Consider the following 24,327-nt stretch of genomic DNA (forward strand, 5'->3'; position numbering starts at 1 on the left):
TTAATTACAGAAAAAAGGTAAGCGTAAAATAATCCCCACCTGGTTGACAGGTGGGGATCGCGTTATTATTTAGGTAAGTTTTTAAAATCTATACAAACGGTTGGGAGTGTTTTTGACCAAGGAAGTACTTTATCTAGGTCATTTTTATCTGTCAGATCAATGTTGGGTAACTTCTCAAACAGATAACGAAGATAATAATATGGATTTAAACCATTTTCCTTAGCTGTCTCCACGATACTATAGATGATTGCACTGGCCTTTGCACCTCGTGGTGTATTTGAGAATAGCCAGTTTTTCCTTCCAATCACAAAGGGCTTGATTGAGCGTTCACTGCGATTATTGTCAATCTCTAAACGCCCATCCTCGAGAAATACCACTAATTTATCCCATTGATTGAGACAGTAGGTTATTGCCTGACCTAAAGCACTTTTTGGTAACACTTTTTGCTCCTGTATTTTTAGCCATGCCAAAAAAGCATTCAAGACTGGCTTGCTGCGTTCTATACGTTGTTCATAACGTTCTTTAGGAGATACCTCTTTTAGGTTGCGCTCAATGCGAAATAGTTGGTTACAGTAATGGAGACCTTCGTTTGCTGCTGCCCCAGATGTCATTCGCTTCGAAGAAGGCAATACTTTTAATGCCTCATCGAACTTACGACGTGCATGTGCCCAACAACCGACAAGTTTTACATCAGGTACCTTATGGTACCCAGCGTATCCGTCTACCTGTAAATATCCTTTAAATCCTGATAGGAATTTCTCTGCGTTTTTGCCGGATCTAGTTTCCTGATAATCATAAAGGATGGTTGGCGGTCCTTCTTTTCCAGATCGGTAAAGCCAGAGATAAGATTTTGATGTGGCTGGTCGTTCAGGTTCATGAAGCACCTGTAAGGTTGTTTCATCCGCATGTAATACATCATTTTCCAAAAGAATTTGATGCATACGATCGTAAAGCAAAATCAGCCATTGGTTTGCTCCGTGAATCATCCAGTTGGCAAGGGTTTGGCGTGATAATATCACTCCAAGTCTGGTAAACTGCCGTTCTTGTCGATATAATGGCAACCCATCTACATATTTTTGGTTCATAATATGAGCCATTAAAGAAGGAGATGCTAAACTCCCAGACTGGACAGGTTTAGGCATTGGTGCTGTGACAATGGGCGTTTCAATTTCTTCACGCTCACAATGACGACAAGAGTAAATATACTGAACATGCTTAACCACTTTCAATTCCGCAGGAATGAATTTTAGTTCTTGGCGCATTTGCGTGCTCATCTCATGTAATTTTCCACCGCAACACGAACAAACTTGCTCACTAGAGGATAAACGATATTCAATCGTCTCTACAGGCAAGTTTTCTAACATCGTTTCACGATGTCCGCGTTTTTTACGGCGTCGTTGATAGGTGATAGATTCTAAAGTAGGTTCTGGCAATTCAGGATTTGCTTCTTTTTCAATTTCATTGAAAAGTTCCAATTGATCGGGGTTGGTTTTTTCACTGGAAAAGCTGAATCTTTTTTGCTGCAGAAGGCGAAACTGTTCTTCAAACCATTTTACTTTTGCCTCTAATTCGTTCTGCTTTTTTAGCTTCGCCTCTAATTCTGCATTATGCTTCTCCAGCATTTCCAAGCGTTGTAGAAGATCTTCAATTGTAGGGGTTGTGGTAGTTGAATTCGCTGACTTTTTCATAATTTTATTATACGACAAAACAGGCTAATTCTACGATTTTTCATTATTTAAATAACAGTTCTTGCTGTTACTACAGGGTGTGCTTGTTTTTGATCTAATGATAATCCATCAAGAAGCCATCGTAGTTGTCGTGGGCTAATTTTCAAAGGAACTGTACTACTGTCGGATGGCCAATGAAATTTTCCTCGTTCCAGTCGGCGATAATATAGCCAAAAACCATTGTGTTCCCAATGAAGGATTTTCAATTTATCTCTCCCACGATTACAAAATACAAATAGACTTGAAGAAAAGGGATCTAAATCAAATTCTTCCTTAACAAGAACAGCCAATCCATCAATAGATTTCCGTAAATCTGTACTACCTCGTGCGAGGTAGACTCGATCTACAGTTGCTTCATTTAACATAAAGATTTCAGCTTCATTACTACATCAAGAAAAAGCATCGGGTCATAACCTGGCTTCACTTCAATTGTAACTCCCGCCACCTTTACAGATAAGGAGTTCCCAGTTCCTGTTTGATCATCAATATCATCAATTGATAGCCAGTTTGAATTTGATGATACCCTAGCTTTATTTAATTCAGATGGGTTAAATTTTCTTAACCAGTACCTAAACTGGTGGATATTTAGTTCGTGATCTGCACACCACTTAGTTTGGGTTTGACCACTAGCTTTAAAATCAGTAATTCGAAGCTCCCATTCCTTACGTAAATTTAACTTATCCAATTAAAAACCTCCCCAAATTATTATTTGAGGAGATTATCTCATAGAGGTTCTTCTGTTAATAGGTGGGAGCTATTTGACGCTTACGAAAAAAGGAAGAAACAAGAAATGAAAGTATGTTGTTCCTAACGTGGAGAAAACGCAAAGTCACATCTCAAATTACATAAGGTTTAGCCTCATAAATCACAATATAATTAGTACACAAAAAGCGGTTGGGTTTTCTTAAAACCCAACCGCTTCTGATTCTTTAGTTATACCCCTTTTAATAGAGTCTTCCACTTCTACACCATATAACAAAATTTTCACAATTATTTCCGAACAAGTTATAATTTTTTTCTCTCAATCTACTTCTGGCTCGAACTATTATCTCCGCATTAGAGTATATCTTTTTACTTTCTTTTTTATGGATTTTTGCCCCCTGAGTAAACACCTCAAGTGAATCAATTGTTACTCCTTCCTTCCCAAGGTAGTGAATAACTGAATTATTTCCAATAAAAACTCCATGGTGTGTATAACCTACTCGTTGAACGTATAAGTGGTCGCCCAAATTTATATCTTTTGTATTTGACAAAGCCCTTACTGTTGCGTTTATGGGGTCGTTTGCATCAAAAAAGTTATTTAGAGTGATATGTACATTTTCAGTTGTCTCGTTAAATTTTCTTACGGTTTGTCCCAGCTTTGGATGTATCTTTCTAGCTTGTTTTTCGATAACTCTATTAACTTTAGTAACTGAATTTTTAGTCACCTCATTCAACAAAATTGGTACGACAAACTTAAAAAGTTTCATTATTCTACCTCTACCTTATTCAAATAAAATTAGAGAATCTCTTTTTTTTTGGGGGGGAATTATTCTTGAGAGGTATGAGTTTTCTGCTATCTTAAACTGCAGCATAGTTGAAGTAAATAATACTCAAAACCCTTAACTACATTTTATCATAAAATAAAATTATTGTTTTGTTCTAAACAAACCAGAGTTGACATCACAAATAACAATTGAATTAGCAACCAATTCACATATTGACAATAGCCATTGGCAGTATACCTTTTGGTTGCAAATTGTACTTCTTTATTCTTTTTTCTATTGGGTCAAATAGGGCAGATCCAAAGAGAGAAGAAAAAATATATGAGAAAAGAGATATTCTGAACAGTGCGGGAGGGAGGAAAAGACGAAGTAAAAAGAGAGTAAGTTCTTGAAGTGTCTCAAATCATAAATCGTATATATTTCTTGAATTATTTCTTTTAACATTGTTTCCAAAAAAAGAGTTTCGATTTTAAGTGTGGCATTTAAAATTGCTGAGATTAATTCTTTATCAGATTGAGATTTGAATTTATTAACGTAAATATTTTTGATATAAATTAATTCTTTGGCTTATTTCCACTGCTCTTTCATTATTAAAACCTCTAACTGCTGCAATCTCAAATAATTGTTTTTTTAGTGTTTCGATTGATTCTTTTAGTTCACAAGAAGACATTAGTTCTAATAATAGCATTACTCTTTTCCCTCCTAAGACAAGGCAAATCAAGAAAGGAAAATTATGATAATTTCTCAAGCATTCCTGGCAACCCGGCTACCATGACAAGTATTTGTTTTAGGCCCGTGGCTTTGCGTCTTCTACTTTCGTAAAATTTGCCCATAGATAAATAGTAGCATACCTAATGTTGTCGGATATAGTAAAAAAATCTGGAACTTAATTTACTTTAAAAATGAATAAGGCAGTACTTTATTTCGTATTAGAGCAGTCCAAAAAAGAAAGGATAAGAAGATTTTATTTAAGTGGCGTTCTTTATATCTAAACGGATGTCTAAGATCAGTTGTAACGACAACATTGTATTCGATATGTTTGCAACTTATAGTATTTACTTATTGAGATGTAAAATACAACCTCTTTGGTGATTTTACAGAAGGAGTTATTTTTGTATTTGAAATTTACCCCGCAATCAATATCACATTTATAAATTTTCCCTTTTAATAAAAACATCGACCAAAAGTGTTTATATATTGGTGCCTGTCCTAACCTTTGAACTCTTTTTCTTATGGACCAAGTAGGATGGGAAAAATTGTGGTGTTTTGCATTAGAAATATAACTGCAAAACATGGATACAGGAAAATCTAAAGTAAAAGATGTTTTAGATTTTAATACTTGAATCCTTTTTATCCTTTAAACATGTTTATTTACTATTAAAACTAAATTTTGAAAATAGGGTTTAACTACAAAATCTTTTGCCCCCACACTTAATGCTTCCTTGATGAAGTGATGTCCTCCTAATGAAGTACACATAACAACCTTTGCCAGTGGATCAATCTTTATTATTTCTTTTAAGGCATCTACTCCATTTAGGAGAGGCATTGTAATATCCATTAACACAATATTGGGTGAATACTTTTTATACATTTCAACAGCATTTACACCATTGTCGGCTTCAATTATTTCTGTATAGTTTGAATTATTTAGAATGGCTTTTAAATGATTCCGCATAAAACGGGAATCGTCTGCAAGTAAAATACTTTTCAACGAGAAACACCTTTTCACTAAATTTAGGCAATTTAGGAAAGTGATTAATTTATAAACAGGAATATTCCTGGCAACCAGGCTACCATGACGATTATACGTTTTAGGTCCTTGGCTTTGCGTCTTTTACTTTCGTAAAATTTGCCTATGTCTATATTGTATCAAAAACTGTCGATATTTGTAGAAAAAATGGAATTTAGATATTTCCCAAATTAGGTGATTGTTACAGGTAGATAGAGTTAAAGTGCTAAGCCAGAACTCTATTTGAAGTATTTAGATATTTTCAATTACATATTTCGACATAAATTAACAATGTTTTGTTATATAATCTCTTTTATTACACGTTAGATATTGGTGGTGTGAAACTTGAAAGTGGATCATATAAATTCAGATGACATTTTACAAACGGAAAATAATCTTGGGAAGGCACTTGAGAGAAATCAATTCCTACTTCACTATCAACCAAAACTTGATTTGAAAACGGGAAAGTTACAGGGGGCAGAAGCGTTATTACGCTGGAATCATCCAAAAAAAGGACTTATATCCCCATTGGAATTTATTCCTATTGCAGAGGAAACGGGACAAATTATACCTATTGGCGAATGGGTTTTACGTACTGCATGTGAACAAGGAAAGGAATGGCTGAATATTGGGATAACTCCTATGGTTATGTCGGTTAATCTTTCAGCCCGTCAATTTTTTCAACCAAATTTGGTAGAAGTCGTACAGAAAATTATAGAAGAAACCGGATTTTCTCCTGAATATTTGGAACTTGAAATTACGGAAAGTATCATGATGAATGCCCCAGAAGTTCTCTATATATTACAAGATTTAAAACGAATTGGTTTACAAATTAGTTTGGATGACTTTGGGACAGGGTATAGCTCCCTTTATTATTTAAGGGAGTTTCCCATTGATAAAGTTAAGATAGACCAAAGTTTTGTACGTAATTGTATGGTAGATACAAAAGATGCCACTATTGTGAAAGCGATCATTGCCATGTCTCACCAATTACAGTTAGAAGTGATTGCTGAAGGCATAGAGTATAAAGATCAGTTAATATTTCTTCAACAAAACCTTTGTAATCATGGACAAGGCTATTTTTTTAGCAAACCTTTACCTCCGACAGAATTTATTCGATATTTGGTTGATTTTGAAAAAATCCTTATAAAAGAGGGAATTTCTCAGGAGCTTAGTAAACAAAAATGGCTAGAAGAAGAATTAGCTAATGCACGTCAAGAATTGCGAGATACTGTTAGACAGCAGCAAGCGATGATATTCAAATTTAAAGAAAAAGATGGGAGATTTATTCATACGTTATGTGATGGAGAATTGTTGTACCGTATGGGGTTTACTCCAGAGAGTGTGATTGGGAAGGAACTAAATGATTTTTTACCCCCGTCTATAGCAAAGGAAAAAACTGAGTATTTTTGTAGAGCGTGGAATGGTGAAGAAAATGTAAAGTACGAAGCAAAAGTGAATGGAATTTGGTATTTAGCCACTTTACGCCCAATTCGAAGAGGTGGACAGGTAATTGAGGTAATAGGTTCAGGTGTAGATATAACTCATCAAAAAGTGATGGAGAAAAGACTAAGGGAAAGTGAGTATAATTATCGACTTATTGCAGAAAATACCCAAGATTTAATTCGAGTATTAAAAACAAGTTTCATTATAAAATATGCTTCGCCTTCTCATAAATTCATTTTGGGATATTCACCAAAGTGTTTTCAAGGCAATGTTATTTTTGACTTTATTCATCCTGATGATGTCCAAAAAGTACGGCTTCACTATTCTCAATCGTTATATACGAAAAAGCCTTTCCAAGTTGAATATCGCAATAAACATATTAAAAGTGATTGGGTAGATGTGGAAGCGCATGTTACACCTGTATTAAATGAAAATGGTGAGGTTGAATATCTTGTTGTTGTAGGTAGAGATATTTCAGAGCGAAAGAAAACGGAAGAACAATTCCGGAAATCGGAAAAGTTATCTTTAGTGGGGCGATTGGCTTCAAGTATTGCCCATGAAATTAGAAATCCTCTAACAACTATAAAAGGATTTGTTCAACTATTGAAAAAAGAAGTTAAGAAGCCCCTTTATATTCAAACAACGTTATCTGAAATTCATAGAATTGAGGAAATTTTAGAAGAATTTATAGCATTTGCTAAGCACCAAAACCATAAAATTATAGAGTTAAATATTAATGAACTTTTAAAACAGGTACTTAACTTACTTTGTTCTCAAACAGTAATGAAAAATATCGAGCTTATTCAGGACTGCCAATCAGATTTACCAACTATTCATTGTGACGAAAGCCAAATTAAACAAGTGTTTATTCATATTCTTCATAATGCTACAGAGGCAATGCCTAATGGAGGAACTATTAAAATTCAGACTCTTAGCCAAGATGCTAGCAACATAAAAATAAAATTCATTGATAATGGCGTTGGTATGTCAGAAGATCGAATAAAGAATATTGGTGAACCCGTTTATAATTTAAAAGAAAAGGGATCAGGCTTTGGCTTAATGGTTTGTCATAAAATTATCCAAGAACATGCAGGGACAATTAACATCAAAAGTAAAATTAATCAAGGAACTACAGTTGAAGTGATATTACCCATTAGCAATATACTTATAGATAACAATTAAATTCAAGTGATGTTCAAAATTGCTTACATTATAAAGTACGTGAAGTATATTAATTTTGTGGGGGACTAACTCCTATTTTTTTGCCATTAAGCATGGGGAAAAAATCAATAATTTCTTTCCTACTTTCTAGTTCCGGTAAAACAGAATAATAATTATTGCATAAAAGCAAGAGCATAAAAGCTATAAAAAAATCAGGAACTATATTGTATCTATTGGATGAGAAAAAGGATTGAATTCTCTATTGGTTTAGCCTTGGATTTTTGTTGAATAGAGGGAGGATAAAATTTATAGAACTGTGAGTGTTCTCAGGGAATTGATTTCAAACGAAAAGCCACTCGAAATTGCTCTGGCAAAAGCAAGGGGGGCCCTTCTAAAACTACACTCGAAGCAATTGTTGCCTGGCGATGTATGACAGCACATCGACTCTTTATGTATATATTTAATGTTATAGCGTAAATATGCTAGGATAGGAAAATACCTGTAAATTCTTTTTACTTCCCGTTTTTCTATTGCTTAATAAAAAGGAGAACAATCTCTCCTTTATTGAGATTTCTACTCCATTTCGTATTCGGTGTCACTGAGAATTTGCATTTCTTCAGATAAAGCCTTCAAATCCTCAAGCCTTTTTTGATTCAAAAGCTCGGTATTGTTAGACTTTAGAATCTCGTTTAACCCTTCCTCTGGTGGTACAATCACCCCATAATCTTTTTCACCTTGCCATTGAGTACCGTATATAAGTACATAGCTGCCATCTTTGAGCTTGGTGATCCCCAAATGCCTTCCTACTCCGCCATTTGTCCAATTGCGACCATCCCAATAATCAAGATCTGCATTGTACTTGACCCTTGCTACTACTTTCGAATGGAATTCGTCTTCGAATACATTGATTCGATAAGAAGTTGTCATAACCACATCAACCCTTTCAGTTTTAGTACATTATCATCATATCGAATTGAAATTCCTATCATAACTGAAATGAGTTTGAGGTGGTTCTAGTAAATAGCAGTAACAGTTAATAAAAATTCAGACCAAAATAAAGAGAAAATCGCAGGTTAGAATGGAAAAAGTAATCAGTATTTTGCCCAAAGTCAATTTAATCTGTTTTATTCGTAACTTATCTTCTAATACTTAATCAAAAGATGATATGTTTCTGCCAACTTAAAAAAGGTTTATTCTGTAGTTTCTATTAAAAAATCAGGATGACCGAAACATAACCCTATACATATAATTCAACCTCATTTTGGCTGGCGGTCGTCCTCATAAAAAAAACAAAACCTTCTTTTCCGTTGAGTGGAAAATGTTCACTAGGGTTTTGTGAGTTAGGAACCCGATTTTACTGCATTTAAGCATTAAAATAATATTTTGGCTTAATCTTGTATTACTTAGGTTTTTAATAATATATCAAAGCGAGGAGGGGGTTCATTAGCGATTCGGGCTACGGGCTTTGTTGCAACAGAGACAGAGGTGAATTATTCCAATCTTCCTATTTTCTTAATAGATTGCCGTTCAAGACAAGGGCAGTCCGGTTCAGCAGTAATTTCTTACCGTCCAGGTGGAATGGTTGCTATGGAAGAGGGAGGATCAGCTATTTTTAATGGTCCAGTTAGTAGGTTCCATGGAATATATAGCGGGAGAATAAACAATGAATCTGATTTAGGAATTGTTTGGAAGGCATCAGCAATAAAAGAGCTAGTTGATCACATATCATAAACTTTTTTATCAAAAAGAAAATGGAGCCAGTCTTATACGAGGAAATGTTAATATTCAGAGAACAGGTGTGATTAATTAATTGTATATATAGTTTACTCTGCTTTTTTCTTATCTCTTAATTCTTCCTTCTTCCTATGTAGCCCAAAAATAGAAATTTCCTTACCCAAATAAACACTTCCGATTGCAGCCCTGATTTTGTGAAAAAATACTTTTCCGATTTCAGGGCTGTTCCATGCTCCATCCCTTGTCCTGACTGGCTTTTTCCCTTATTTGCCCTTGACCAACTTTCGGAAGACTTTATTTTAAAACCGAAAAAAACGTGAAAAAAATGCAAAAAAACAGGCGAAAAAACGGCCATTTTTGAATCAAAAAACCTTCAAAATGGGGGTCCGGGTAGGAAAACTTTATTTTCACTCCGACGGTCGAATGCGGGTTGGAGGAGGGGGATTTCGGAAGAGTTTTTTTGTGTTGTACAAAAATGAAATCAACTAATTTACTGGGCGGGGTAATAATTTGTATTAATAGTGATGAACCGTACCATAAATAGTTTCTAAAAAAGAGCCTCTCGCTTTTTTGAAAGAGAGGCTCTTTAAAATATGTTTAAAATCTTAGATAAAAGTATGTACAACCTCCCACTCATAGGGAAGATTGGGAGGAAGTCTGTAATTAATCGAAATATTATTCTTTTACAGCATGGATATAATGAATCGTTTCGAATGCAGACAAATAGTCTGTACGATTACGAAAGAATTGATTATTGATCGTGTCAGGGGATAAATGCTCATAAATCAGTAAACCTGATCTTTCTAACATTTTCTCCATTTCATCATAAGTAAAACTTGATTTCATTGGCTCACCACTGACAGAAGCCATGTGAAGCATATTTTGAACTCTATTGGACATTCCTTTTTCTTCAAAAAGTTTGTCGCCTGCATAATCAAAAACGATAGAACTTCCTGATGGAACTTTAGTAAATATCTCATTAATCAAATTGGCAATTTCCTCTTTTGTTAAATAATAAGAAACCCCTAATAGACTAAAGAAAGTTTTTTTGTTAGGCATAAACCCTTTATCAACAAGATTTTGAACAGTAAATTCTTTAGTGAAATCCATTGGGATAAAATGAAGATTCACAGGAATTTGAAAATTAGCATTTGCTAACCTTACCTTTTTTAAGTCTTGTGTGGCTGGATAATCAAGTTCAAATATTTCTAAGCTGTCGTTTAATTCCGGGTGCCGAAAACAAAAGGTATCTAATCCTGCTCCCAGAATTACATATTGTTTAGCCCCCAGCCACATTTCATGAAATAATACATTTTCACAATAGGCAGCACGTGCTAAAGGAGTTGGAGAAAGTTGGACTTGTGTAATCCATTTTAAAATTTCATCTGGTTGATCTTGAAACGTCTTTGCAATTTCATGATTAAAGAATTGAATTCCTTTAATCATGTTTTCACGAATATCTGTATACTCCTGTTGGGTAATTAAATCTTTTGCAATAAAATCATCAAAAATTTTGGGTGTGTCATATTTACTATGGTATGCTCGCCCAAAGGCTGATACTAAGGAAGTTAAACTTGATTCATTTTTTTTCATCCATTTATCCTCCTGTAAAACAAAAATAAGATTCCCCTGGCCAGGAGAATCTTATTATACACGCTAATGTTTTAATAGTAAATTATAGCATAAGTAAATTTTTTTGTCAATATATATATAATTTATTTTCCACAATAATAGCTTTTGCCTGCTTCTAATCAAATGTTGGAGAGGTAATTAGAAGTAAAGCAATACTTCTTTTAAAGAGTTTATTTTTCTATTGACAACCTTTGTAATTTGAAATATAGTAGATTTAAGTTAATAACTTGTGAGAGAACCCAGAGACACACTAATATTTGAACTATTCAATATTAGTGTGTCTCTTTTTGTATTCTCCTATATTTGTAACTTGTCTGTTTTTAATGTTGGAAAAGCATAAATATTAGCAAATATAAGTGTTTAAAGAATCATTCTATCTATAATAGACAATGATTGTACTAGTATGAACCCGAAACTACCATTCTAGTATGATTAGGATATTAGAAGACGCTAATATTTCTATTGAATTGTAACCGTTCTCTAGTCAAAGACTTATTCAAACATATCAAGCTTTGGCAGTAGGTAATCCTAAAAAAGAAATTTGAAAGGATGTTACTCGAATGATAAAGGTAGCGATCATTGGTACAGGAGCAATAGCACCTAACCATATAAAAGCGTATCAGGAATTATCGGAAAGATGTGAGATTGTAGCATTATGCGATATCTATCCAGAAAAGGCAGAAAAGGCAGAAAAGGCTGCAAAGGACTTTAATCTAAATGTAGATATCTATGATGATCACAAATTAATGTTAGACCGTTCAGATATAGATTTAGTATCAGTATGTACACCACCGTATACACATGCTGAAATTGCGATTAACTTTTTAAATGCCGGGAAAAATGTCTTGGTTGAAAAACCAATGGCTTCATCTTTAGAAGAATGTGATGCCATGATCCGTGCACAAGAACAAAGCGGAAAAGTATTATCGATCATTTCTCAAAACCGCTGGACCAATCCAATGATGAAATTAAAATCCATTCTTGATACCAAATTAATGGGTCCTATTGTTCACACTCAAGTAGATTCGTTTTGGTGGAGAGGCCATTGTTATTATGATCTTTGGTGGAGAGGAACATATGAGAAAGAGGGCGGCGGTTGCACATTAAATCATGCTGTCCATCATATTGACATTTTCCACTGGATGAATGGTATGCCTTCCGAAATAACAGCAATCGCAACCAATACATCGCATGACAATGCAGAGGTTGAGGACTTATCGGTAGCAATCTGCCGTTACCCAAATGGAAGTTTAGCTCAAATTACTAGTTCGGTTGTCCATCATGGAGAAGAACAGCAATTGATATTCCAGGGTAAAAACGCTCGTGTCTCTGTTCCTTGGAAGGTTACGGCATCCAAATCAAAACCAAATGGTTTCCCAGAGAAAGACGAAGAATTGGAAGCAAAATTGCAAGCAGCCTATGAGCAGCTAGCAGATCTTGAATATACTTTCCATACAGGACAAATCGATGATGTCTTATCGGTACTTGAAGGGAAGAAAGAAAAAGTGCTTGTCGACGGTAAAACAGGAAAGCAAACGATTGAAATGATTACAGCAATTTACCAAGCTTCAAGTACAGGTCAATCAGTAAAGCTTCCATTAGATGAAAACAGTCCGTTCTATACAAGAGCAGGTGCCCTTAAAAACGCCACTCACTTTTATGAAAAGACAGGTAATATTGAAAATTTCTCAGATAATACAATTACAACAGGCGGGAAATACGAATAATCGTAGCTCTGATATGACCACTTTTCGTCTTAATTCTAACAAAAAGGAGCGATTAATATGGATCGAAATGATGGAATGAATTATGCACCAAAATCTTCAGTAGAACGTGTTGTCGTCGAACCAGGTGAATTTCAATTTGCTGCAATAGGTTTGGATCATGGACATATTTATGCAATGTCAAACGGCTTAACGGAGGCGGGGGCACAATTGGTTGCTGTGTATGATCCAGATCCAAAGAAAGTACAGGCCTTTATCGAAAAGTATCCTCAAGCTAAAGCGGCTTCTTCTGAAGAGGAAATTCTGGATAATCCTGATATTAAGCTTGTTGCTAGTGCCTGCATTCCAAATAATCGTGGACCTCTTGGTCTTAGAGTATTAGATCATGGAAAGCACTATTTTTCCGATAAACCTGGTTTTACAAAAAAAGAACAAATTGAGCAGGCAAGGCAAAAGGTTGCAGAAACAGGTTTAAAATGGGGAATTTCTTACAGTGAACGTATCCATGTGGAAGGTGCGGTATTTGCCGGCCAATTAATTGAAGAAGGAGCAATTGGACGGGTTGTGCAAGTAATCGGAGTAGGTCCACATCGGATTTCTGCTGACCAGAGACCAGATTGGTTCTTCGACCCGGAATATTATGGCGGAATCCTGTGCGATATTGGAAGCCACCAAATTGAACAGTTTTTACACTTTGCTGGGGCAAAAGATGCAAAGGTAGTGCATAGTAAAATTGCCAACTATCATTTTAAACAATATCCGAAGTTTCAAGATTTTGGTGATGCTACTCTTGTTGCTGATAACGGAGCAACATTCTACTTCCGAGTCGATTGGTTTACACCGGATGGGCTTGGTACATGGGGAGATGGACGAGTAACTATTTTGGGGACAGACGGCTATATTGAAGTAAGGAAGTATATTGATATTGCCCGCAATGGAAACGGCGATCATGTTTACCTGGTAAATCATGAAGGTGAAAAACATTTTGAGGTAGCAGGAAAGGTTGGTTTCCCATTCTTTGGTGACTTTATTTTAGATTGTTTAAATGGCACTGAAAATGCGATGACACAGGAACATACCTTTAAAGCAGCTGAATTATGTATTGATGCCCAAGAAAAAGCAGTTTTAATTGAAGGTGCAGAGTTACCGGTTAGCTAATCATCATTCAAAAAAAATCGTAAATATATGTGTTTTTAAAATAAAAGGGCTGTGTTTAAATTTAATACAGCCCAAATAAAAAATATTATTAATCTATTGTTATTTTTCAGAGTTCATACTAGAATGGTAATATAACTACCATACTAGTATGATTAGAATATTAAAAAACAAATATATTTGCTCTGAAAAGAGATGATTCCTATCATTCATGTAAAATCTCGAATAAAAGGGTCAACAAGAGATTATGCTTATCAGGTGATTAAAAATCAAATTATTAATCTAGAATTAAAGCCTGGCGTAAGAATATCGGAAAAAGAAATGGCTGAAAAATTAGCCGTCAGCAGAACTCCTGTGAGAGAAGCCTTTCTTAAATTAGCAAAAGAGGAACTGATCGAAATCTATCCGCAAAGTGGAACGGTTGTTTCAAAAATTGATTTAGACCTTGTTGAAGAAGCAAGGTTTGTAAGAGAAAACATGGAAAAAGTAATCGTCAGACTTGCTTGTGAACAATTAAATGAAAGCACTTTATTCTTGTTTGAAAAAAATTTAGCTCTACAGGAATTGTGCCTAAGGAAAGGGACATACCAACAACTTTTTCTGTTAGACAAAGAATATCATAAGATCTTTTTCGAGTCAGTTGGGAAAAGCAGGATATGGAAAATGATTCGCCAAATGAATAGCCATTTTGATAGATTGCGAGTTCTTAGACTTTTAGCTAAAACAGATTGGAATGTCCTCGTGTCTCAGCATCGAGAAATATTTGAGGCGATTGTTGAGAAAAATGACAATTTGGCAGTAGAACTTATGGAAAAACACCTTAAGCTGGTAAATTTCGAAAAAGACGAAATTAAAGCTAGGTATCCAGATTACTTTACACAAAACTAACAGGAGGTACGGAACATGCAAATGACATTTCGTTGGTATGGAGTAGGCAATGACTCCATTACGTTAAAACAAATCCGCCAAATCCCTGGCGTCAAAGGGGTTGTCTGGGCACTTCATGATGTACCAGTTGGTGAAGTATGGCCTGCTGAAAAAATCGAAGAAGTAGTCAACCAAACAAATGAATGCGGTTTAAATACTGAGGTCGTAGAAAGCGTTAACATCCATGAGGACATCAAACTGGGGCTGCCAACAAGAGACAAATACATCGAAGCCTATAAAGAAACGTTGAAAAATTTAAGCCAATTTGGCGTAAAAGTTGTCTGCTATAACTTTATGCCAGTATTTGATTGGTTCCGAACAGACTTGTTTAAAGAAACAGAGGATGGCAGCACAGCATTATTTTTCGATGCCAAAAAAGTTCTCGCACTAACACCAGAACAAGTCGTTAAAAATATGGAAGAAAACGCAAAAGACTTTACACTTCCTGGCTGGGAACCTGAAAGATTAAAAGATTTGAAACTCGTATTCTCTCAATATAAAGATGTATCAGAAGCAGATCTTTTGGAAAACTTAACTTACTTCTTAAAAGAAATTTGTCCGGTTGCCGAACAATGTGGTATTAAAATGGCGATTCACCCAGATGACCCGCCGTTCTCAATCTTCGGGTTACCACGGATTGTCAAAAACAAAGAAGACATTGCGCGACTTTTAAACGCTGTTGACAGTCCATCGAATGGTTTGACATTTTGCTCTGGTTCCTTAGGAGGCAATCCAAACAACGATTTAGTTGATATTGTTAAAACTTTTACTGATCGCATTCCTTTCGCACATATTCGAAATGTTAAGCACTTTGAAGATGGCAGCTTTATTGAATCATCTCACCGAGTAGAAGATGGTTCATTACCAATAACTGAAATCGTTAATACTTTCTACGAAAACGGTTTCGACGGCTATATTCGTCCCGACCATGGCCGACATATTTGGGATGAAGTATGCCGCCCAGGTTATGGCTTATATGACCGTGCATTAGGTGCTATGTATTTAATAGGTGCCTGGGATACAAATGTGTTGTTGAAAAAGAAAGAATCGGTGGGCGCACTTTAATCCCTGATTGTCCCCCACCATGCTTGAAAAAAGATGATAGAAAAGGAATAATATTTGTTCCTTTTCTTATATGCAAATATTGAAAACGTTTCCCTTGTTTTTGTGTTATTAAAAGTAAAAAAACTATTTTCTTTAAGGAGAGAAACGAATGGAATCTGCAAAAAGAAAGTTAACATGGAAGAACTTTATTGGTTATGGTGCAACGGATTTATTTGGCGGTGGTTTTCTTGCTGTAATGAGTGCTTGGATGTTATATTTTTACACCACATTTTGTGGAATCAGCCCGATTGCAGCAGGATCGATTATTGCGATCGCTCGTATTGTAGATGCAATAGCTAGTCCGACTATGGGTTATATTACAGATACTTTCGGCAGGACGAAACTTGGTAAAAAGTTTGGAAAACGGAGGTTTTTCTTATTACTGGGAATGCCTTTAATGGCACTTTATGCTCTAATGTGGATTGCCGGCATGGGTTACTGGTATTACTTAGTTACCTATCTTTGCATGGAATTTATTGCAGCAATGATCTTAATTCCATATGAAACCCTTGCAAGCGAAATGACAGACAACTTTGATGAACGTACAAAGTTATCTGCAATCAGACTGATCTATTCAGGACTGGCATCAACTTTAGCAACTTATGTACCTAGTTTATTATTTGGACATTTCGGAAAAAATTCACCATCAGTATTCTTTTTTAACGGATTAATTTTCGCTGCCATTTTCTTCGTTGCATTATTCGTTACACATAGAACAACATGGGATCGTAAGGAAACAGAAAGTGAACAAGAACCAGAGAAAGTTCCTTTTCTACAGTCTATCACAAAGCCTTTTGTTAGCTTGGCATCAACCTTTAGAATTAAAAGTTTTCGCCAGCATCTGTTGATTTATATTTGTTCCTTTACCGCAATGGATATGTTAAGTGCTGTATTTGTTTATTTCATTGTTTTTGCACTGAATAAAGATGCCATTCTTGCAGCTAACTTATTGACGATTTGTGCGTTGCTTCAGATGATTTGTACACCATTATATGGTTGGTTGGTTCTCAAAATAGGTCCATCAAATTCAATGAAAGTAGCTTATACGTTTGTTGTAGCCGGTGTAGCCCGTAATTATATCATTATATTTCATACAGCCATCTTCAATGGTAACAGCTCTATATGCATTAGCCTTCATAATTGGATTAGGTAGAAGCGGCTTGTATTATATTCCATGGAATATTTATCCATTTATTCCAGATGTGGACGAGATGGTAACCCGCCAAAGAAGAGAAGGGATCTTTGCTGGAATCATGACCTTTGTTCGTAAAAGTACAACAGCTCTAGCAACATTTATAGTAGGTGTTGTTTTATCATCAGGCGGATTCGTTTCCAAGGCAACAACGCAATCTCCTGAAGCAATCCATACACTTATCGGAGTTCTGGTTGTTGGAAATATCGGTCTTCTAGTCATTAGTTTTATTGTTGCAACTGTATTTAAACTTTCTAAGAAAAACCACACCATTTTACTTGCTGAAGTTAATAGATTAAAAAATAGCGGTTCTATGAAATCAGTAAATGCAGAAACACGTGATGTAGTTGAAATGCTAACTGGCTGGAAATATGAACAACTTTGGGGAAATAACAATGTGTCACCCCAGAAGCCTGTCCAATCAGACTTGAAAAAAGTAAATTAATTAATAGAAGCGCACCCATTTCTACTATAGATATGGGTTGCGCTATTATAGGGAGATGTTCTCATGCTAAAAGTGGCGGTTATTGGTCTTGGAGATGTATCTAAAGTTCATCTGCAGGCAGTACAGGTAAACCCCAATGCCGAGTTAACAGCAGTATGCGATATTGACGAAACCTTAAAGGATACTGTTCCAAATGTTAACTTTTATACAGATTATCAGGAGATGCTAGAAAAGGAAGTGCTTGATTGCGTTCATGTTTGTTTACCGCACTACCTCCATTATCCGATAACAATGGCATGTGTTGAAAAGGGGATTCATGTACTTCAAGAAAAACCATTAGCGCTAAATGTGGATGAGGGAGCAGCTCTGGCAAGACTTGAGGAAGAAAACAAGAATGTGAAAATTGGCATTTGTCTTCAAAATCGCTTTAATGAAACCTTTGAAGAACTGCAGGAGATCGCCAGCAGTGGAGAATATGGAAAAGTAGTTGGTATAAAAGGATTAGTCACATGGTATCGTCCGATAGAATACTATCAAACGAAGCCGTGGCGTGGCCAAATGAAGTATGCTGGCGGTGGTGTGATGATGAATCAATCGATTCATACACTTGACTTAATGCAGCTTATTGGCGGCAAAATCAAGACAATCAAAGGTTCTATTACTAATCTATTAAACTATGATATTGAAGTGGAAGATACAGCATCTGCCAACATTCAATTTGATAACGGTGCATTGGGTTTATTTTTTGCGACCGTTGCCAACTCTGGTGATTCTAGTGTTGAGCTTCAGGTACTTTTTGAAAATGGAAAATTCACGATCAAAGACAGCATTCTGACCAGATTGAATGAAAATGGAAAAAAGGAAGAAATAATCGAAGATCAAAAACTTCCAGGTGCAAAGTTCTATTATGGCGCAAGCCATGCAAAATTAATTAATCAATTCTATTCTTGTATTATCAATAATGATACCAATTATGTTCACGTAAGGGATGCTCTGACATCACTTGAAATGATTGCTACTATTTGTGAATCTTCCAAACTGCAAAAAGATGTAAAAATGAAAAATTAGCGTATCCAGTAAAATAATTATAAGGATACTATGGTTTTGTATAGGGGCTCTTATCCAGAATTAAGGATAAGAGCTAATACCGACTAAATTCCAATTGATTACCTTTTTGTTTCCAAGATCACACAACAAAATAAAATGCAAATTATTAAAAGCGATTGAAAATTTGGACAACCAATACTATAATGAGCCTACAACTGCCATACTAGTATAGTATTGTACTGCTACTATGGTAATTGTGTGCAGGATATCCTATATAACAATGCTTTACAGTATTTTTGATTTTCAACTAAAGTAAACGGTTATTTTCTTAAACATAATCTTTACACAGCAAAGGGAGAATAAAAATGTTAAAACTAAGCATTGAAGAACTCAAAACGAAAAAAGAACAATTTTCTGACCTAGGTATTAAAACACCTGAATATGATTTTGAAAATATGTGGGATGGAACGAAAAAAGAGCCGATCTGGCTGCATTTCGGCGGCGGTAATTTATTCAGAGCCTTCCATTCCGTTTTACAGCAGCATTTAATTGAAAAAAGTGAAATAGATAAGGGAATTATTGTTGTATCAACCTTTGATGATGGTTTAATTCAAAATATCTATCATCCATATAATAACTTAAGCTTGGATGTTGTCATGAAGGCAGATGGCAGCTTGGACATGGAAGTGATTGCCAGTGTTGCTGAAAGTATTGCTACATATAGCGGTCCCGAATCTTGGGACCGTTTAAAGGAAATTTTCCGCAACCCATCATTGCAATTTGTGACTTTTTCTATTACAGAAAAAGGCTACGATTTACGTGATTTAAATGGTGAAATTCGTCAGTCTTTCCGTGATGAAATTGCGAGAGGTCTCAAGCAGCCAAACCATACCATGATTATGGTAGCTGCACTTTTATATGAAAGATATCAGGCAGGACAAGCACCGCTTGCACTCGTTAGTACAGATAACTTTTCCCATAATGGCGACAAGCTGAAAGAAGCAGTATTCACAGTAGCTTCGATGTGGAAGGAAATGGACATTGTCGACAATGATTTTATCAATTATATCAATGATGAAGCAAAAATTACGTTCCCATGGAGCATGATTGATAAAATTACGCCTCAATCTTCGAAAATTGTATCGGATAAACTAACAGAACTTGGCTTTGGAAGTGCTGGAATGATTTACACTCGTCCAAATGGCCCAGCTATCGCTCCATTTGTTAATACGGAAGAATCTGAATATCTAGTTATCGAGGATCGTTTTCCAAATGGAAGACCAGCTTTAGAAAAAGTAGGCGTATACTTTACCGAAAGAGAAGTTGTTGATCAAGTCGAAAGAATGAAAGTTTGTACCTGCTTAAATCCACTTCATACTGCATTAGCAATCTTTGGCTGCTTGCTGGATTATACTTCAATTGCTGATGAAATGAATGATGAAGACTTAAAAGCACTAGTTGAAAAGATCGGCTATGTTGAAGGCATGAAAACTGTGACAGATCCTGTTATCATCGACCCAATGCAATTTATTAAAGAAGTCATTGAAGTTCGTTTCCCGAATCCAAATAATCCGGATACACCACAGCGGATTGCGACAGATACGTCACAGAAACTTGGCATTCGCTTTGGAGAAACTATCAAACTGTACGTTGAAAGAGAAGATTTGAACGTTGCAGATTTAACATTTATCCCATTAACAATTGCTGCTTGGTGTCGTTACCTGATGGGCATTAATGATGAGGGTAAAGAAATGAATATTAGCCCAGACCCACTTTTAGATGAAGTACAGCAATATATTAATAAAATCGAATTAGGAAACACTGATTCAGTGGGTACAAACTTACAACCAATTTTGTCAAATCAAAAGATCTTTGGTATTGACTTATACGAGGCCGGTTTAGGCTCGAAAATAGAAGGATTCTTCAAACTGCTTATCACAGGACCAGGCGCAGTAAGAACAACAATAAACAGCCAAATCAATTTATGATTTTAAAGAAACTTATTTTTCAAAGGAGAAAACAGAATGAAAGTAAGCACTAAGATTTTAGCTATAAAAAATTACGATCAATACTTAGAACTTGATACAAATGCGGCTAAATATAGAATTTTTCTATTAAATGATGATATTGTCAGAATTCGCTGTACTTTCGATGAAGAATTTGAACAAGAAGCTTCTTATTCTTTAGTTCTGACCGCTTGGGAAGACAAAATGGATGATTTGTTAAAAGGGGAAAGAAAAAGAGTAGCCGCAATCACCCCGAACTATGAGGACTTAGGCACTCATTTTCAATTAACAACACAAAACTTAATAATCAATCTTTATAAAGAACCTTTTGCGATTGTAATTACCGATAAAGAAGGAAACATCCTGCATTCTGATTTGAAAGAAAGAGGGTATGTGCAAGACAAGCAGGGAAGGATTTATCATTATTCCTTCATGAAAGATGAAGATTATTTCTACGGATTTGGTGAAAAAGCTGGCTATTTAAATAAGAAGAAACGCAGAATGAGAATGCATAATGTGGATACGATTGGCTATGATTCAGAATATACGGATCCACTTTATAAACACATTCCATTTTATGTAAAATTTAACAATCAGAATAACATTGCAAGCGGAATCTTTTACCACAATTCTTATGATTCTGTTTTTGATATGGGCTGCGAAAGAAGCGGATACTTTGACAAATTCAGTTATTTTTCTGCTGAAGGAGGAGAAATGGATGTATTCTTTATTAACGGGCCAGAAATTAAAGATGTAATCAAAAATTACACCGAACTGACAGGAAAAACGGCGCTGCCTACAAAATATTCCTTGGGATATATGGGCTCAACCATGTATTATACTGAACTGGACAAGGATTCGGATGAGGCGATCCTTAACTTCTTGGATAAATGTAAAGAAGAAGGAATTCCTTGTGATGGTTTCTTTTTATCGTCTGGATATACGACTGGAGAAAATGGAAAACGATATGTATTTAACTGGAATTATGACCGCTTCAAAGACCCTAAGAAATTTGTGCAGGAAATGAAAAATAAGGGTGCTTCACTTGCTCCTAATATTAACCGGGTATGTTAACCACCCACCCATTATATAAGGAGTTCGATGAAGCAGGAGCATATATAAAGGATGAAAATGAAGATAAATCAATAACTGACCGATATTGGGGCGGACCGGCATCATTTGTCGACTTTACGAATCCAAAGGGCCGGGAATTATGGAAAAAGCATTTAACAGAAGCGTTAGTTTCTAATGGAATTACCTCCATTTGGAATGATAACAATGAATTTGAAATCAATAATCCGGAAGCCATTTGTTATTTTGAAGGTCTAAAGAAAGAAGTGGGTGCTTTAAGGCCGCTTCTGCCAAATCTAATGGCGTTTATGGCTAAAGAAACAATTGCTGAAGTGGCTCCGAATGTCAGACCTTATATTACAAACAGAGCAGGATTTGCAGGAATTCAACGTTACGCTCAAACATGGGCAGGAGATAATAACACGAGCTGGAAAAGTTTGAAATTTAATGTTCCTGTCATTCTTGGAATGGGACTTTCAGGAGTTGCCAACCAAGGATGTGATATCGGAGGATTTTTTGGACCTGCACCAGAGCCGGAACTTTTTGTGAGATGGGTTCAGAATGGAATTTTCCAGCCAAGGTTTTCGATCCACTCCTGTAATACGGATAATACCGTTACAGAACCATGGATGTATCCTTCCTACACAAAATATATTAAAGATGCAATCAAACTCAGATATAAATTAGTGCCATATTTGTATTCCTTGCTGTTTGAAGCTTCTACTGTGGGTTCACCAGTGATGCGACCTTTAGTCTATGAATTCCAAAATGATCAAAAGGTGCTGGAAGAAAGCTTTGATTTTATGCTTGGAAACTATATCCTAGTGGCAAATGTTCTGGAAAAAGGCCAAAAAACAAGACAAGTTTACCTTCCAAAAGGAGCAACATGGTTTGATTGGAATACAAAACAGGAATATCAAGGCGGGCAGACCGTTGATTTAGATGTTACATTGGACTCTATTCCAATGTTCTTCAGAAGTGGTGCCATTATTCCATTGAGTGAAGATTTGATGAATATTCACAATGATTCAATCGAAACACTCAAGTTTCTTATCGAGCCATCAGAAGATTCAAGCTTTGTTCTGTATGAAGATGATGGTACCACCAATAACTATAAAAATGGTGAATATCTAAAAACAGCTATAACCGTTAAGAAAGACAGCGGGGTTACCATTTCATTTGAAAAAGAAGGAAAATATGACCAACAGGCTAAGGATGTAGCGATCGATTTGATCTGCAGGGAAATCGCACCTGTCAATGTAAGTTTAAGCGGTAGACAAATACCTATGTTCCTGGATAAAAAGCAATGGGAAGCAAGCCAAGAAGGATGGTATTTTGATATCGAGCAAAAAACTGCAAAGATTAAGTATGCAAATATAAATAAAAGCTACGACCTTAAAGTTAACTTTGATGTGAAAGACTTAATATCTATTTAATGGTAAAATCCCTCTCTTTTGGAGAGGGATTTTTTAGCTAATAAGAAAATCAATTCTTCATAAAATAGCCATAAATTTGATAGGAGAAATATGTTAATCTAATAACATAAATTAATAGCGGGCTTAGAGTCTCGGAGAAAGCCATAAAAATGAACAGGAATGATAAGAAACCTTCCTGTCAGTTTTTATGGCTTTTTTGTTTGCCTAAAAAGAAAAAAATCCCTTGGAGGGAAACAAAATGGTAAAAATGATTGAAACCGAAGTAATCGTAATTGGCGGTGGGGCCACTGGTGCGGGTGTGCTCCGGGATTTGGCACTAAGAGGCATTAAGGCGATATTGATTGAACAACAGGACCTTGGGCATGGAACTTCGACACGTAACCATGGATTGCTTCATTCCGGTGCCAGATATGCTGTAAGGGACGAAGAAGCGGCGAGCGAAAGCTACTGCGAAAACTTGATCTTAAAAAAAACCATCCCGGGATCTATTGAACCAACAGGCGGATTTTTTGCAAAAGTAGTGGAAGATGAAGATGCCTACGTCAAAAAGTGGATCGATGGGTGTAAAAAGGTAGGTATACCTGTTGAGGAAGTTTCCATCGGCAAGGCTTTAAACGAAGAGCCTTTCCTTAATCCATATGTACAAGCAGTTTACAGGGTACCGGATGGTGCAGTGGATGGCTTTACCTTGGTTGTCGATGTTGTAGCGGACGCTGTGGCCCATGGTGCAAAGGCACTTACCTACCACGAAGCAACTGGAATCATAACGAGAGAAAGCCATGTTGCAGGTGTTAGGGTCCGTGATGTTTTTACCGGTGAAGAAAAAGAGATCTATTCGAAGTTGATCGTGAATGCATCAGGCCCATGGGGAATGAAAATTGCCCAATTTGTCGGAATTCCTTTAAAGATCATCAACAATAAAGGAATGTTGGCCATTTTTAACCACCGTTTTAATAAAAATGTGATTAATCGACTCCGTATGCCCGAAGATGCCGACATCTTTGTACCAGCCCATAATGTAACAATCTTTGGAACAACTGGAATCAACGTAGAAGATCCAAATGATTTTTCATTGGACAGACTGGAACTTGAGGAAATGATGAATGAAGGAAAAGCCCTTATTCCTTCGATAAATGAAATGCGCCTGATCCGTGCATTTAGCGGGAGTCGCCCGTTGTATCAAGAATCATCAGTCTCAGATTCGAGCGGTAGAAGGGTTACCCGCGGGATTGCATTATTGGACCATGGAAAACGGGACGGCCTTGAGGGTCTGATTACGATAACGGGGGGAAATTAACCACATTTCG

At 36.0% G+C, this 24,327-nt stretch carries 21 protein-coding genes and 2 riboswitches; of the genes, 13 read left to right on the top strand and 8 right to left on the bottom strand.

The window, feature by feature from the left end:
- Positions 1 to 65 precede the first annotated feature (65 nt).
- The 6 genes from RCG17_RS17315 to RCG17_RS17340 form a co-directional block, all read right to left on the bottom strand.
- The gene (locus RCG17_RS17315; protein ID WP_308175808.1) at positions 66 to 1,622 is read right to left on the bottom strand and encodes an IS66 family transposase; all 1,557 of its coding nucleotides are present in this window, start codon (positions 1,620 to 1,622) and stop codon (positions 66 to 68) included.
- Positions 1,623 to 1,735: 113 nt separating this feature from the next.
- The gene (gene tnpB, locus RCG17_RS17320) at positions 1,736 to 2,092 is read right to left on the bottom strand and encodes an IS66 family insertion sequence element accessory protein TnpB (RefSeq protein WP_308171377.1); all 357 of its coding nucleotides are present in this window, start codon (positions 2,090 to 2,092) and stop codon (positions 1,736 to 1,738) included.
- Entirely contained in the window at positions 2,086 to 2,412 is a 327-nt protein-coding gene (locus tag RCG17_RS17325) for an IS66 family insertion sequence element accessory protein TnpA (RefSeq protein ID WP_308171378.1), read from the bottom strand. The genes tnpB and RCG17_RS17325 overlap by 7 nt, the downstream gene beginning before the upstream one ends.
- A gap of 259 nt (positions 2,413 to 2,671) precedes the next feature.
- Positions 2,672 to 3,196, bottom strand: coding sequence for a lecithin retinol acyltransferase family protein (locus tag RCG17_RS17330; protein WP_308171379.1), 525 nt, complete (start codon positions 3,194 to 3,196; stop codon positions 2,672 to 2,674).
- Between the two features lie 544 nt (positions 3,197 to 3,740).
- Complete coding sequence (locus RCG17_RS17335; protein ID WP_308171380.1) at positions 3,741 to 3,899, bottom strand: Spo0E family sporulation regulatory protein-aspartic acid phosphatase; 159 nt, start codon at positions 3,897 to 3,899, stop codon at positions 3,741 to 3,743.
- Between the two features lie 65 nt (positions 3,900 to 3,964).
- Positions 3,965 to 4,051: riboswitch (cyclic di-GMP riboswitch) on the bottom strand.
- A 517-nt stretch (positions 4,052 to 4,568) separates the two neighbouring features.
- The gene (locus tag RCG17_RS17340; RefSeq protein WP_308171381.1) at positions 4,569 to 4,922 is read right to left on the bottom strand and encodes a response regulator; all 354 of its coding nucleotides are present in this window, start codon (positions 4,920 to 4,922) and stop codon (positions 4,569 to 4,571) included.
- Between the two features lie 66 nt (positions 4,923 to 4,988).
- A riboswitch (cyclic di-GMP riboswitch) is annotated at positions 4,989 to 5,075 on the bottom strand.
- Between the two features lie 216 nt (positions 5,076 to 5,291).
- Here RCG17_RS17340 and RCG17_RS17345 point away from each other — a divergent pair.
- A complete protein-coding gene (locus tag RCG17_RS17345; protein ID WP_308175874.1) occupies positions 5,292 to 7,568 on the top strand; it encodes an EAL domain-containing protein in 2,277 nt (758 codons plus the stop codon).
- A 552-nt stretch (positions 7,569 to 8,120) separates the two neighbouring features.
- On the opposite strand, the gene RCG17_RS17350 is transcribed toward RCG17_RS17345, so the two are convergent.
- Positions 8,121 to 8,474: a hypothetical protein gene (locus tag RCG17_RS17350; RefSeq protein WP_308171382.1), complete on the bottom strand. Its 354-nt coding sequence runs from the start codon at positions 8,472 to 8,474 to the stop codon at positions 8,121 to 8,123.
- Positions 8,475 to 9,032: 558 nt separating this feature from the next.
- On the opposite strand from RCG17_RS17350, the gene RCG17_RS17355 reads away from it, so the two are divergent.
- A complete protein-coding gene (locus RCG17_RS17355; RefSeq protein ID WP_308171383.1) occupies positions 9,033 to 9,278 on the top strand; it encodes a hypothetical protein in 246 nt (81 codons plus the stop codon).
- A gap of 678 nt (positions 9,279 to 9,956) precedes the next feature.
- Here the strand turns inward: RCG17_RS17355 and RCG17_RS17360 are convergent.
- On the bottom strand, positions 9,957 to 10,874 hold the full coding sequence (locus RCG17_RS17360; protein ID WP_308171384.1) for a class I SAM-dependent methyltransferase: 918 nt from the start codon (positions 10,872 to 10,874) through the stop codon (positions 9,957 to 9,959).
- A gap of 599 nt (positions 10,875 to 11,473) precedes the next feature.
- Here RCG17_RS17360 and RCG17_RS17365 point away from each other — a divergent pair.
- The 11 genes from RCG17_RS17365 to RCG17_RS17415 all read left to right on the top strand — a co-directional run bounded on the left by RCG17_RS17365 (position 11,474) and on the right by RCG17_RS17415 (position 24,317).
- The gene (locus RCG17_RS17365) at positions 11,474 to 12,640 is read left to right on the top strand and encodes a Gfo/Idh/MocA family protein (protein ID WP_308171385.1); all 1,167 of its coding nucleotides are present in this window, start codon (positions 11,474 to 11,476) and stop codon (positions 12,638 to 12,640) included.
- 57 nt (positions 12,641 to 12,697) lie between these two features.
- Positions 12,698 to 13,795, top strand: coding sequence for a Gfo/Idh/MocA family protein (locus tag RCG17_RS17370; protein WP_308171386.1), 1,098 nt, complete (start codon positions 12,698 to 12,700; stop codon positions 13,793 to 13,795).
- Between the two features lie 192 nt (positions 13,796 to 13,987).
- A complete protein-coding gene (locus RCG17_RS17375) occupies positions 13,988 to 14,680 on the top strand; it encodes a GntR family transcriptional regulator (protein WP_308171387.1) in 693 nt (230 codons plus the stop codon).
- 15 nt (positions 14,681 to 14,695) lie between these two features.
- The gene (gene uxuA / locus RCG17_RS17380) at positions 14,696 to 15,784 is read left to right on the top strand and encodes a mannonate dehydratase (protein WP_308171388.1); all 1,089 of its coding nucleotides are present in this window, start codon (positions 14,696 to 14,698) and stop codon (positions 15,782 to 15,784) included.
- Positions 15,785 to 15,932: 148 nt separating this feature from the next.
- Complete coding sequence (locus RCG17_RS17385) at positions 15,933 to 16,976, top strand: MFS transporter (RefSeq protein ID WP_308171389.1); 1,044 nt, start codon at positions 15,933 to 15,935, stop codon at positions 16,974 to 16,976.
- The gene (locus RCG17_RS17390; protein ID WP_308171390.1) at positions 16,930 to 17,460 is read left to right on the top strand and encodes an MFS transporter; all 531 of its coding nucleotides are present in this window, start codon (positions 16,930 to 16,932) and stop codon (positions 17,458 to 17,460) included. The genes RCG17_RS17385 and RCG17_RS17390 overlap by 47 nt, the downstream gene beginning before the upstream one ends.
- A 63-nt stretch (positions 17,461 to 17,523) precedes the next feature.
- A complete protein-coding gene (locus RCG17_RS17395; RefSeq protein WP_308171391.1) occupies positions 17,524 to 18,528 on the top strand; it encodes a Gfo/Idh/MocA family protein in 1,005 nt (334 codons plus the stop codon).
- Between the two features lie 344 nt (positions 18,529 to 18,872).
- The gene (locus RCG17_RS17400; RefSeq protein WP_308171392.1) at positions 18,873 to 20,495 is read left to right on the top strand and encodes a mannitol dehydrogenase family protein; all 1,623 of its coding nucleotides are present in this window, start codon (positions 18,873 to 18,875) and stop codon (positions 20,493 to 20,495) included.
- Between the two features lie 36 nt (positions 20,496 to 20,531).
- On the top strand, positions 20,532 to 21,587 hold the full coding sequence (locus RCG17_RS17405; protein ID WP_308171393.1) for a glycoside hydrolase family 31 protein: 1,056 nt from the start codon (positions 20,532 to 20,534) through the stop codon (positions 21,585 to 21,587).
- The gene (locus RCG17_RS17410; RefSeq protein WP_308171394.1) at positions 21,581 to 23,020 is read left to right on the top strand and encodes a glycoside hydrolase family 31 protein; all 1,440 of its coding nucleotides are present in this window, start codon (positions 21,581 to 21,583) and stop codon (positions 23,018 to 23,020) included. The genes RCG17_RS17405 and RCG17_RS17410 overlap by 7 nt, the downstream gene beginning before the upstream one ends.
- Before the next feature lie 238 nt (positions 23,021 to 23,258).
- The gene (locus tag RCG17_RS17415; RefSeq protein ID WP_308171395.1) at positions 23,259 to 24,317 is read left to right on the top strand and encodes an FAD-dependent oxidoreductase; all 1,059 of its coding nucleotides are present in this window, start codon (positions 23,259 to 23,261) and stop codon (positions 24,315 to 24,317) included.
- Positions 24,318 to 24,327 lie beyond the last annotated feature (10 nt).

The sequence above is a fragment of the Neobacillus sp. PS3-12 genome (assembly GCF_030915385.1).
Taxonomy (GTDB): domain Bacteria; phylum Bacillota; class Bacilli; order Bacillales; family Cytobacillaceae; genus JAEVLT01.

Bases quoted from the DNA above. Each gene is read 5' to 3' on its own strand.
- RCG17_RS17395 (WP_308171391.1), top strand. From the start codon at position 17,524: ATGCTAAAAGTGGCGGTTATTGGTCTTGGAGATGTATCTAAAGTTCAT.
- RCG17_RS17405 (WP_308171393.1), top strand. From the start codon at position 20,532: ATGAAAGTAAGCACTAAGATTTTAGCTATAAAAAATTACGATCAATAC.
- RCG17_RS17365 (WP_308171385.1), top strand. From the start codon at position 11,474: ATGATAAAGGTAGCGATCATTGGTACAGGAGCAATAGCACCTAACCAT.
- RCG17_RS17350 (WP_308171382.1), bottom strand. From the start codon at position 8,474: ATGACAACTTCTTATCGAATCAATGTATTCGAAGACGAATTCCATTCG.
- RCG17_RS17315 (WP_308175808.1), bottom strand. From the start codon at position 1,622: ATGCTGGAGAAGCATAATGCAGAATTAGAGGCGAAGCTAAAAAAGCAG.
- tnpB (WP_308171377.1), bottom strand. From the start codon at position 2,092: ATGTTAAATGAAGCAACTGTAGATCGAGTCTACCTCGCACGAGGTAGT.
- RCG17_RS17370 (WP_308171386.1), top strand. From the start codon at position 12,698: ATGGATCGAAATGATGGAATGAATTATGCACCAAAATCTTCAGTAGAA.
- RCG17_RS17360 (WP_308171384.1), bottom strand. From the start codon at position 10,874: ATGAAAAAAAATGAATCAAGTTTAACTTCCTTAGTATCAGCCTTTGGG.
- RCG17_RS17330 (WP_308171379.1), bottom strand. From the start codon at position 3,196: ATGAAACTTTTTAAGTTTGTCGTACCAATTTTGTTGAATGAGGTGACT.
- uxuA (WP_308171388.1), top strand. From the start codon at position 14,696: ATGCAAATGACATTTCGTTGGTATGGAGTAGGCAATGACTCCATTACG.
- RCG17_RS17400 (WP_308171392.1), top strand. From the start codon at position 18,873: ATGTTAAAACTAAGCATTGAAGAACTCAAAACGAAAAAAGAACAATTT.
- RCG17_RS17375 (WP_308171387.1), top strand. From the start codon at position 13,988: ATGATTCCTATCATTCATGTAAAATCTCGAATAAAAGGGTCAACAAGA.
- RCG17_RS17335 (WP_308171380.1), bottom strand. From the start codon at position 3,899: ATGCTATTATTAGAACTAATGTCTTCTTGTGAACTAAAAGAATCAATC.
- RCG17_RS17390 (WP_308171390.1), top strand. From the start codon at position 16,930: ATGGTAACAGCTCTATATGCATTAGCCTTCATAATTGGATTAGGTAGA.
- RCG17_RS17410 (WP_308171394.1), top strand. From the start codon at position 21,581: ATGTTAACCACCCACCCATTATATAAGGAGTTCGATGAAGCAGGAGCA.
- RCG17_RS17415 (WP_308171395.1), top strand. From the start codon at position 23,259: ATGGTAAAAATGATTGAAACCGAAGTAATCGTAATTGGCGGTGGGGCC.
- RCG17_RS17385 (WP_308171389.1), top strand. From the start codon at position 15,933: ATGGAATCTGCAAAAAGAAAGTTAACATGGAAGAACTTTATTGGTTAT.